The sequence below is a fragment of the Vulcanococcus sp. genome (assembly GCF_044369115.1).
In the GTDB taxonomy this organism is placed as follows: Bacteria; Cyanobacteriota; Cyanobacteriia; order PCC-6307; family Cyanobiaceae; genus Vulcanococcus.
Map to the genome: position 1 here is coordinate 1 of NZ_JBIPMN010000094.1, position 10,070 is coordinate 10,070.

General features: G+C 66.8%; 9 protein-coding genes. 7 read left to right on the top strand and 2 right to left on the bottom strand.

All coding sequences use genetic code 11. The features are described from left to right. The 5 genes from ACIQ2E_RS08565 to ACIQ2E_RS08585 form a co-directional block, all read left to right on the top strand. Nucleotides 1-592, top strand: a 592-nt coding sequence (locus tag ACIQ2E_RS08565; protein ID WP_398328970.1) for a response regulator transcription factor, incomplete at its 5' end; no start/stop codon positions are given. Continuing rightward, nucleotides 586-2,685, top strand: coding sequence for an ATP-binding protein (locus tag ACIQ2E_RS08570; protein WP_398328972.1), 2,100 nt, complete (start codon nucleotides 586-588; stop codon nucleotides 2,683-2,685). The genes ACIQ2E_RS08565 and ACIQ2E_RS08570, both read left to right, overlap by 7 nt. Nucleotides 2,686-2,725: 40 nt before the next feature. Then, nucleotides 2,726-3,322 carry a hypothetical protein gene (locus tag ACIQ2E_RS08575; protein WP_398328975.1) on the top strand — a complete coding sequence of 199 codons (597 nt, stop codon included), beginning with the start codon at nucleotides 2,726-2,728 and terminating at the stop codon, nucleotides 3,320-3,322. A 22-nt stretch (nucleotides 3,323-3,344) separates the two neighbouring features. Then, nucleotides 3,345-4,721, top strand: coding sequence for an aldehyde dehydrogenase family protein (locus tag ACIQ2E_RS08580; protein ID WP_398328978.1), 1,377 nt, complete (start codon nucleotides 3,345-3,347; stop codon nucleotides 4,719-4,721). A gap of 118 nt (nucleotides 4,722-4,839) precedes the next feature. After that, nucleotides 4,840-6,213 carry a LysM peptidoglycan-binding domain-containing protein gene (locus tag ACIQ2E_RS08585; protein WP_398328981.1) on the top strand — a complete coding sequence of 458 codons (1,374 nt, stop codon included), beginning with the start codon at nucleotides 4,840-4,842 and terminating at the stop codon, nucleotides 6,211-6,213. On the opposite strand, the gene ACIQ2E_RS08590 is transcribed toward ACIQ2E_RS08585, so the two are convergent. Both ACIQ2E_RS08590 and ACIQ2E_RS08595 read right to left on the bottom strand, forming a co-directional pair. Further along, nucleotides 6,214-7,698: a RecQ family ATP-dependent DNA helicase gene (locus ACIQ2E_RS08590; RefSeq protein WP_398328984.1), complete on the bottom strand. Its 1,485-nt coding sequence runs from the start codon at nucleotides 7,696-7,698 to the stop codon at nucleotides 6,214-6,216. A gap of 10 nt (nucleotides 7,699-7,708) precedes the next feature. Further along, a complete protein-coding gene (locus tag ACIQ2E_RS08595) occupies nucleotides 7,709-8,752 on the bottom strand; it encodes a hypothetical protein (protein WP_398328987.1) in 1,044 nt (347 codons plus the stop codon). A gap of 111 nt (nucleotides 8,753-8,863) precedes the next feature. On the opposite strand from ACIQ2E_RS08595, the gene ACIQ2E_RS08600 reads away from it, so the two are divergent. Beyond that, nucleotides 8,864-9,073, top strand: a complete 210-nt coding sequence (locus tag ACIQ2E_RS08600; protein WP_010311442.1) for a photosystem I reaction center subunit IV — start codon at nucleotides 8,864-8,866, stop codon at nucleotides 9,071-9,073. 134 nt (nucleotides 9,074-9,207) lie between these two features. Then, a complete protein-coding gene (locus tag ACIQ2E_RS08605; protein ID WP_398328991.1) occupies nucleotides 9,208-10,062 on the top strand; it encodes a DNA-formamidopyrimidine glycosylase in 855 nt (284 codons plus the stop codon). Nucleotides 10,063-10,070 lie beyond the last annotated feature (8 nt).

The window sequence follows — 10,070 nt, forward strand, 5'->3', positions numbered from 1 at the left end:
GATCCCTGAGGCACTGCGTTGCCTGATCGTGGAGGACCAGGTGATGTTCCTCCAGTTGCTGCGCTCGATGCTGGAGGCCATGCCCGGCCTCGAGGTGGTGGCCACGGCCACGCGCCAGGCCGATGCCATCGCCCTCTGCAGCGGCGACGACGCGCCCGACCTGTTGATCCTTGATCTGGCCCTGCCCGATGGTGATGGCCTGGCGGTGGCCGAGGCCCTGGCCGCAGCTCGCCCCCACGCCAAGATTGTGGTGCTCTCCGGTCAGGCGAGCAGCTTTGTCTGTCCGGCTGCACTGCAGCCCCTGATCGCGGGCGTGGTCGACAAAACCTCAGCCTTCGGGCAACTCACCCAGGTGCTGGAGCGCTGCCTGCCCCACAGCTCGGAGGCGCTCACGCCGCGGCAGGAGGAGATCTACGGCCTGATCGGCCAGGGCCTCACCAACAAAGAGATCGCCCGCGCCACCGAACTCTCCGTGGCCACGGTGGAGACCCACCGCAAGGCCATCGCCCAGAAGCTCTGCGTGAGTGGTTCTGAACTGGTGCGGCAGGCTGCGCTCAGGAGTCGCCTCAGCGCGGTGGAGGCTGAGTGCTGAGCCGGCGCTTAGCCAGGGTTTTCCAGCGGCCCAAACGACTCGCCAACCGGCTGGCCGCCGTGAGCACGGTGCAGCTGGTGCTGGTGACCGGTGGCTTCAGCCTCCTGAGCTACAACCTCGGACAGCGCAGTGGCCTCGAGCTCAGTGAGGTGTACCGCCAGAACGCCTCGGTGGTGGATCTCTCCATTCGCCTCTCCAGCAAGCTCAGCTACCCGATCTGGATCAACGAGCTCAACCTCAACTGGCTGAAGGCCGATCCCACCCGCGAACGCGACTTTGGGGCGCTCGCTGAGCGCTTCATAACCCAGATGAAGGTATTCCCGGTGGACTACATCAACATCGGCCATGCCGATGGATCGTTTGTGGGCCTGGAGCGCACCGCAGCCGGCGCTCTGCTCCTCAACGAAGACACAGTTCGCAGCGGCCGCGGCTCGATGGCCGTGTATGCCATGAACGCAGACGGCAGGCTCGGCGCTCTGCTGGAGCGGATCCCCGGCATGACGACCACCCACGAAGAAGCCTGGTACGTCGACACCGCCAAGGCCGGCAAGCCGAGCTGGAGCTCGATCTACGCCTGGGAAGACCAACCCGAGGTGTTCTCCATCTCCTACAACGCGCCGCTGTTCGGCCCGAACCACAGCCTCAAGGGCGTGGTGGGGGTGGACATGGTGCTCAGCCACCTGAGCACTTGGCTGCAGGGGGTGTGGAAGGACCGCGATGGCATCGCTGTGATCGTGGAACCCAACGGCGATCTCGTGGCCTGCTCGCTGCCTGAGCTCACCCTGGCGCGAAAGCAAGGCACGGTGCAGCGCTCCAACCTGCGCGACTTGCGCAACCCCTTGATTCAGCGATTGGGCCAGGCTTTCGCGGCCGCAGGACAGCAAAGCAGCGGCCCCAGCTCGCCTCAACGCGTTCGCGTGGATGGCAAGGCTTACACGCTGCAGGCCAGCCCTTGGGGCCAGGAGGAGGGGCTGAATTGGACGTTGCTCACGGCCCTGGCGACTGGACCCACAAGCGCCGCGGCCGAACGCAGCAGCGTGCTGGCGCTGCTCGCTGCGGCCTCGGCGCTCGCCGGTGCGGTAGTGCTGATCAGCCGCCAGATCCGAGCCCTGCTGGATCCACTCCACCAACTGGAATGCGCCTCCCGGCAACTGGGTGAAGCCCTGGCAGCTCCCAACCCGGCAGCCGGGGAAGGCCTCCACTTCACCAGCGGCCTCAGCGGCAGCGCCGGCGAAGAATTGCTCGCCCTCGATGGCGCCATCAGCGAGCTGGTGGAGCGCTACAACACTCTCACCGCCAACCTGCGGGAGGCGCAGGAGCGGGAGCGCTTCCGCGATGCCCAAACCCTCGCCCTGCTCAAAGACAAGCTGCGCAGCAGCCTGCAGGCCGCGGCCGTGGCCCATGAGATCAATCAGCCCCTGAGCGTGCTGCTGCTCAACAGCCAGCTGCTCCTGGAGCGCAGCCAAAAACCCGGCAGCCCTGAGCTGCCAGAAGCCTGGCAGGCCCAATTGCAGAGCATCCGCCGGGAAGCAGACCGGGTGGTGCTCACGATCGAAACGATGCGCACCCTGCTTCGCAACGTGCAGACCGACCATCAGCGGCTGGATCTACGCGAAGTCGCTCAGAGCGCCCTGCTCTACACCCGCTCCGGTGGACCGGTGAGCCGCCTCACGGTGGAGAGCTCGGCGCTGGATCGCCAGCAGCAGCCCGCCTGGATCGATGGCGATGCCGTTCAAATCCAGATCGCCATCGTGAATCTGCTCCGCAACGCCGCTGAAACCCTCAGCGATGGGGCTGCGTTGGATCCCTGGATCAGCCTGAGGCTCACAGCTGAGGGCGATCAGTGGTGCCTCTCGGTGGACGACAACGGCCCCGGTCTGCCGCCAGCGTTACTCGTTGCCACACCCCTACAAACCACCAAGAACAGCGGCAGCGGGCTGGGCCTGTTTGTGGTGCGCACCACTATGGAGAACCATCACGGCACGCTGCGCTGTGGCACGAGCGCCCGAGGCGGGGCTTCACTGCAGCTGTTCTTCCCCGCAAAGCCCAGTCCTGAAAGCACGGATCAGGCTCTACCCACCACTGGGGATTGAGCGGCAGCACCCCCTGCTTGCAGATTCTGCATAGGCAGAGATGGTTCCCTTGGCCGACATCCTGTTTGACGGCTTACCCGTTCTCGATCTGCTGGAGATCACCCCCAGCACCAGCGTTGTGGCCCAGATCACCCAGCGCGATCAGAGCTCGATTTCCCGCATCTACCGCCAGGTGAGCCGCCGGCTGGGCCTGGAATTTCGGAAACACAACGACGGCCAATACCGGGCCAGCGCCAATCAGGTGCTGCTGGAAGGTCTCAGGCGATCGTCGCAGTGGATGCGCCTGCAGGCAGCTCCCGCCGCCCCCCGCTGGCTTGCCTGCGGTCATGCCGCCGAAGTGAGCGGCGCTCAGCAGCCCACCCTGGTGCAGCCCTACAGCAATCCCATGCAGATGGATCTCCTGCTGCAGGAGCGCGTGCTCGATCTCGCTGTGATCACCCGACCCAGCCACGCGGCAACCGCAGCCGCTGCTGAGCTGTTGGAGTTGCCTTTGTTGCGCCATCCAGGCGGCATCGACCTGATCCTGGTGCGGCGCGACCTCAGCGATCACCAGGCCCTGCAGGCTCTGATCGCGGCAGTGCAGCAACAGGCCCGCCAGCATCTGCGGCAGCATCCCGAGCACGAATGGTTGGGCTGAGCCCTCCCTCACACTGCCTTTCATGCTGCTCTCCACCTCGATCGCCGCGATGCGGCAGCCCGTGAGCGCGGGCACAACACGACCGCGCGCCTGGCGGCTGGAGCAGCTGGAGCGCTTGGAGCAGGCCATCGCCGAGCGGCGCGATGCGGTGCTCGGCGCTCTCGCCAGCGATCTGGGCAAACCACCGGTGGAGGCTTACTTCGAGCTGGTGGCCGTGCAGCAGGAAATCCAGTTGGTGCGCAGCCGTCTGCGCCGCTGGATGGCGCCACGAACCGTGGGGCTGCCGGTGTTCATGCAGCCAGGCCGCGCCGAAGTGATCCGTGAGCCGCTGGGCTGCGTGCTGGTGATCGGCCCCTGGAACTACCCCTTCCTGCTGAGCCTCCAGCCCCTGGTGAGCGCCCTGGCAGCGGGCAACACGGTGGTGCTCAAGCCCTCAGAGCACGCCCCCTCCACCAGCGCCCTGATCGCCGAGCTGATCGGTGCCGCCTTCCCCGCCAGCACGGTGCAGGTGGTGCAGGGCGATGGCCCTGTGGCTCAGGCGCTGCTGCAAGAGCGCTTCGATCACATCTTTTTTACCGGAGGTGAACTGGTGGGGCGGCTGGTGATGGAAGCCGCCGCCCGCCACCTCACTCCGGTGACGCTGGAGCTCGGGGGAAAGAGCCCTGCGGTGGTGCTGGGCGATGCGGATTTAGAGGTGAGTGCCCGGCGGCTGGTGTGGGGCAAATGCCTGAATGCAGGCCAAACCTGCATCGCGCCCGACTACCTACTGGTGGATGAGGCGGTGCAAGCCCCACTGGTGCAGCGGCTGAGCCAACGGATTGAGCAGTGCTTCGGCAGCGAGCCCCTGGCTTCGCCCGATCTGGGCAGCCTCGTGAATCAGGCCCAATTCGATCGTCTTCACAAACTCCTGGAGGGAGCACGACAGCATGGCCAGGTGCTGTTTGGCGGGGCGAGTGATGCCGGGCAGCGGCGTATCGCACCCACCCTGATCCAGGTGGACAGCCTCGACGATCCCCTGATGCAGGAGGAGCTGTTTGGCCCGCTGCTACCGGTGCTCAACGTGAACGGCCTCGATGAAGCAATCGAGCGGATCAACCAGCGCCCCAAACCCCTCGCCCTGTATCTGTTCAGCAAACAGCGCGCAGCCCAGGAGCAGATCCTGCAGCGCACCAGCTCCGGCGGGGTGTGCTTCAACGATGTGGTGATGCAGGTGGGCGTGCCGGAGCTGCCCTTTGGCGGCGTGGGCAACAGCGGCATGGGCAGCTACCACGGAGAAGCCGGCTTCCGCACCTTCTCGCATGAACGCAGCGTGCTGCGCCGGCCCTTTCGCCTGGATGTGCCCTTCCGCTACCCGCCCTACGCCGGCAAGCTGCCGCTGGTGCGGCGACTGCTGGGCTGAGCAACGTCCCTGCCTGCCCCAGATGGATGGTCGGGCCTGATCACCAGGCCTTATCAAACGAGGGCTGGCGTCACCGGCCAAGGCCCGTATGGTGCCTCCAGCCGAACGCCCACGCCCCATGCGCCGCCGCTCCGCTGCCGCACTCGCCCTGGCCCTGTTGCTGCCCCTGCCGGGCCTGGCCGGAGAGGTTGTGGTGAAGCCCGGTGAAACCCTCTCGGAAATTGCCGAGCGCTACGGCACCAGCGTGCAGCGCCTGATGCAGCTCAACAACCTGCGCAGCCCGCAGGACCTCTGGGCCGGCAGCCGCATCCAGGTGCCCGGAGCGGCAGGAAGCAGCGCCAGCCGAGGCAGTGGCAGTGGCAACTACACCGTGAAGCCGGGCGAAACCCTCTCCGAGATCGCCGAGCGCTACGGCACCAGCGTGCAGCGCTTGATGCAGCTCAACAACCTGCGCAGCCCACAGGACCTCTGGGCCGGTAGCCGCATCCAGGTGCCCGGAGCAGCCGCGGCCCGACCCAGTGGTGGAGGTGGTGGGACGCGCACCACCACGGTGAACGCCAACTACACCGTGAAACCGGGCGAAACCCTCTCCGAGATCGCCGAGCGCTACAACACCAGCGTGCAACGCCTGATGGAGCTCAACAACCTGCGCGGCCCGCAGGACCTCTGGGCTGGCAGCCGCATCCAGGTGCCGATCACCCGCACGACCGCTGCTGCGGCGAAGCCTGCCGTGAACAAGAACGCCACCCAGCACAGGGTGCAGAGCGGCGAAACCCTCTCTGTGATTGCCGATCGCTACGGCGTGTCGATGCAGAACCTGATCGCCCTCAACGGGATCAGCAATCCCAACCAGATGGAGGTGGGCCGCACCCTGAAGCTGCGGGGATCAGCCAAGCCAGCCGCCAAGCCCGCGGCCGCCAAACCGGCATCGAAGCCCCAGACCGTTGCAGCGAAACCGGCAGCCAAGCCTGCGCCTCAGCCCGCAGCCAAACCCGCAGCCCAACCAGTTGCCGCCCAGTCTGTGGCGGCCAAGCCGGCGCCAACGCCCGCGGCCACCGCCGCCGCAGCACCGGTGGCCGCCAAACCTGAACCGAAGCCAGCCTCTGAGGCCGCCACACCCGTAGCCGCCAAGTCCGAACCCAAACCAGAGCCCAAGCCGGCAGCCAAACCAGCCACCACAACCGTGGCGGCCAAATCAGCGGCCAAACCAGCCGCGGCTGCCTCCAGCAGCAAGCCCGGCAAACCGGCCTCACCCGATTGGCGCAACTACGGCCCCCTCCAGGTGGATTGGGCCAACTGGCAGCCCATGGGCGGCAGCTATGTGGCCCCCAGCCTCAACAGCGACGGCCAGCCCCTCTACCTGGCCATCAATTGCAATGCCAAGCGGCTCAACGCCACAGGGCAATCGGGCACCTGGAAAACCTGGGATGCGCCCCAGAGCGATTTCGAGCACAAGCTGATCAACGACCTCTGCACCGCCAAGGGCGGCTGATCAGGCCGCCAGCCTGAGGGGCCAGGGCTGGCGCAGAAAACGGCGACCCGCGGGGCGCAGCCAAAGCCGCTGGGCGCCGTCGTCGCTCTCAGCGATCAGGTCTTCCTGCACCAACTGGCGCGCCAACCAGCGCCAGCGCTCCACCTCCTCGCCCTCCGCCTGGGCCAGGTCTTCCCCCAGGCTGCGCAGATCCACCCCGCCCCGTTGCTCCAGCAGAGTCAACACCTCGGCGGCGTGGTCCGACCAATCCATCAGGGCCTGCTGCTCGCTGCAGCGATCACAGCGGCCGCAGGGCGGCACCAACTCCCCCACAGCCAAAAGCAACGCCTGCTCCCTGCAGGCAAGCCCCTCCGCCACGGCCTCCATCCGCCGCAGCTGCTGCTGGGCCAGCTCCACCCGCTGGCGCTCCTGGGGGTCACTCACCGATTCAGCCGAAGCACGAATAGCCCAGCCCAGGCTGGTGCGGTCGTCGGGGTCGAACAGCACCAGGCAGCGGGCCGGCAGCCCATCACGGCCCGCCCGGCCCGACTCCTGCAGATAACCCTCAGGGCTGGCGGGCAGATCGAGGTGCAGCACCAGGCCCACATCCGGGCGGTCGACCCCCATGCCGAAGGCCACCGTGGCCACCAGCACCGGCGCAGCATGTTCCTGGAAATGGGTCAGCGCCAGGGCCCGGCTCTCTGGATCCATGCCGGCGTGATAGGCGATCGCCTCGACGCCGGCGTCGCACAACCGCCGCGCCCAGCTCTCCACAGAGCGGCGCGTGCGGGCATAGATCAGCTTGGCCCCACGGGCCTCGGCCAGGGCCTCCAGCACCTGGGGCATGGGATCGGAGGGGCGACGCCGCATCGCATAGGCGAGGTTGTCGCGGCGCGCTGAACGCACCTGAATCAGCGGCCTCCGCAGCTCCAGCATGCGGATCAGATCCGCCCGCACCCGCGGCGCGGCGGTGGCGCTCAGGGCCACCAACGGCACGCCCGGGCAGAGGCGACGCAACTGGCCCAGGCGGCGGTAATCGGGGCGGAAATCGTGGCCCCAGGCGCTGATGCAGTGGGCCTCATCGATTGCCACCCCCACCAATTTCCCCTGCTCGTGAATGTCCTCCAGCAGCTGGCGGGTGGCTTCCACCTGGAGGCGCTCTGGCGCCAGATAGATCAGCCGCAGCCGGTTGCTGCGCACCCTGGCGATGAGGTCGCGGCGGCGGGCCGGATCGAGGCCTCGGTGCAGGCAGGCCGCCGGAATCCCCCGCCGCTGTAGGTGCTGCACCTGATCTTCCATCAAGGCCACCAAGGGCGAGATCACCAGCACCAACCCTCCGCGCACCAAGGCCGGCAGCTGATAGCAGAGGGATTTGCCCGCGCCCGTAGGCAGCACGGCCAAGCAGTCGCGCCCCTCAAGCATCGCCTCCACCACCGGCCGCTGCCCGGGACGGAAGCTGCTCCAGCCGAAGTGATCCTGCAGCGCCTGCTCGAGCCGATCCGCCATCACGCCGGCCTCAGCCGGCCTGGGCGATCACTGGAATCGGTGGTGCCTCCAACTGATCCGGCGCCTCCTCCACGAGCTGCAACCGCACCCGCTTTCCGCCCGCCAACTCACCCAGCGAGACGCGCATGGTGTTGCCGCTCAGAGTCTGCAGGGCTGTGAGCAACTCCCGCAAATGGGGCGTGCTGCTGCCGCTCTCCACCCACAGGCGCTCCTGCAGGCCATTGAGCCGCCGCCAGCTGGTGTGCAGCTTCAACACAGCAGCCTCAAGCGCCTGAGCCTGTCCCACCGCATCGGCCAGCAAGCCCAACGCATCGAGGCGCAGCGCTTCCTGCATGGCCTTGTCGAAATCGAGCTCACCCTGCTGGAAGGCCCGCACCGAAAGGCCGGCCTCGGTGGCCTTGCTCAGCCAACGCGCCGTGCTGGTCACATCCTTCACACGCTCCAGCTCCGGCTCATCGCGGAGCACCTTGCGCAGGTCTTCCTGCTGTTCATCCGGCAGCTTGGCCAGCTCCTTCACAAGAGGCGCCACGGCCCTGGGAGGCAGCAGGTTTTCAGCGGTGCGTTGGCGGATTTCCTCCGGCAACAGGGGGCTGGTGGCGGCGGTGAATTCATCGGTGAGCTGCCGCACCTGCTTCCGGGTGATCTGCTGGCCGTCGTTGGCGGCTTCGCCGATCATCAGCTGCACCTCTGGATCGGCCTGGGCCGTTTCCATGAAGGCGCGCTTGGAGAAGTTGTTCACGCTGGTTTCCTCCAGCACCCCCTCGCCGAGCATCTGGTCGGCTGATTCCGCCAGCTGGATCAGGGCGTAGGCCCTGGTTTTGCTGATCTCCTGCTCCCTGAGCCACTGCAAGAAGCCGGCCCCACGGCCCTCGCCGCCGCGACGCTCCCGATCCCGCACCGCCCGCAGGATCCGTCCCCGCCAGATCTCGGTTTGCAGGTCGAAGCGATCACAGATGGCCCAGGCCTCCTCGATGCGGGCCAGGAACTCCATGGAGCTGATGCTGTCGCTCTCGGGATCCGGCAGATCGAGGCTGAAAGACGGGGCCTCGGCCATTGGGACGCGCTCAGGGAAGGTCGATGGTGCCACGTTTCGTGACGGCCAGTGAGAAGACCAGCCCGACGCGGGTACATTCCGTCTGACAGCCACCCCTTTCCCTGCGCAGCGATGGCCATCTCCCGCGGCGACAAGGTGCGCATCAAGCGTCCTGAGTCCTACTGGTTCAACGAAGTCGGCACCGTCGCCTCGATCGACACCTCCGGCATCCGCTACCCCGTCGTGGTGCGCTTCGAGAAAGTGAACTACAACGGCGTGAGCGGCTCCGAAGGCGGTATCAACACCAACAACTTCGCCGAGAGCGAGCTCGAGAAGGCCTGAGCTCTCGAACAGACAGCTTCGCGTTTCCCTCCGCCAAGCCCCGGCCCCAAAAGCCGGGGTTTTCTTGTGTCCGGTGAGCGTGAAAGGTGTTTCCCACATGGCAGGCTGTGGCGCTCCAGCCTCGAGAGCCGAACGTGCCAGAACTGCCCGAAGTGGAAACGGTGCGGCGCGGGCTCGAGCAACAGGTGAGCGGCTTTGTGGTGGCCCGCGTGGAGGTGCTTCGCGCCAGGGCTGTGGCCTCCCCGCCCTTGCCCGAACTGTTCTGCAGCGCCCTTGAAGGCTGCACAGTGCGGCAGTGGCTTCGGCGCGGCAAGTACCTGATGGCCAGCCTTGAGCGGGGTGGTGAACCCGCAGGGCATTGGGGTGTGCATCTGCGCATGACAGGCCAATTTCTTTGGATGGAGAGCCCAACCGAACCCTGCCGGCACACGCGCGTGCGGATTTGGAACCCAGCCGGCCAGGAACTGCGCTTCGTGGATCTGCGCAGCTTCGGAGAAATGTGGTGGGTCCCCCCAGGCGAGCCGCTGGATTCGGTGATGACGGGTTTGCGCCGGCTGGGCCCGGAACCGTTCAGCGCAGAGTTCACACCCCGGCACCTCGCCGGCAAGCTCGCCAGCTCAAACCGACCGATCAAAACGGCGCTGCTGGATCAGGCGCTGGTAGCCGGCGTGGGCAATATTTATGCCGATGAGTCGTTATTCATCAGCCGCATCGCGCCTCACACCCCCAGCCATACGCTCAAGCCAGCGCAGCTCGAGCGCTTGCATCGAGCACTGGTGGAGGTGCTGCAGGCCAGCATCGGCGCCGGAGGAACCACCTTCAGCGATTTTCGCGATCTCACCGGCACCAATGGCAACTACGGCAATGCCGCTTGGGTGTACCGACGCGGGGGGCAACCCTGCCGGGTGTGCGGCACCCCCATTCGCCGCGACAAATTGAGCGGACGCAGCAGCCACTGGTGCCCCACCTGCCAAGCTGCAGAAGGGTGACTGCGTTG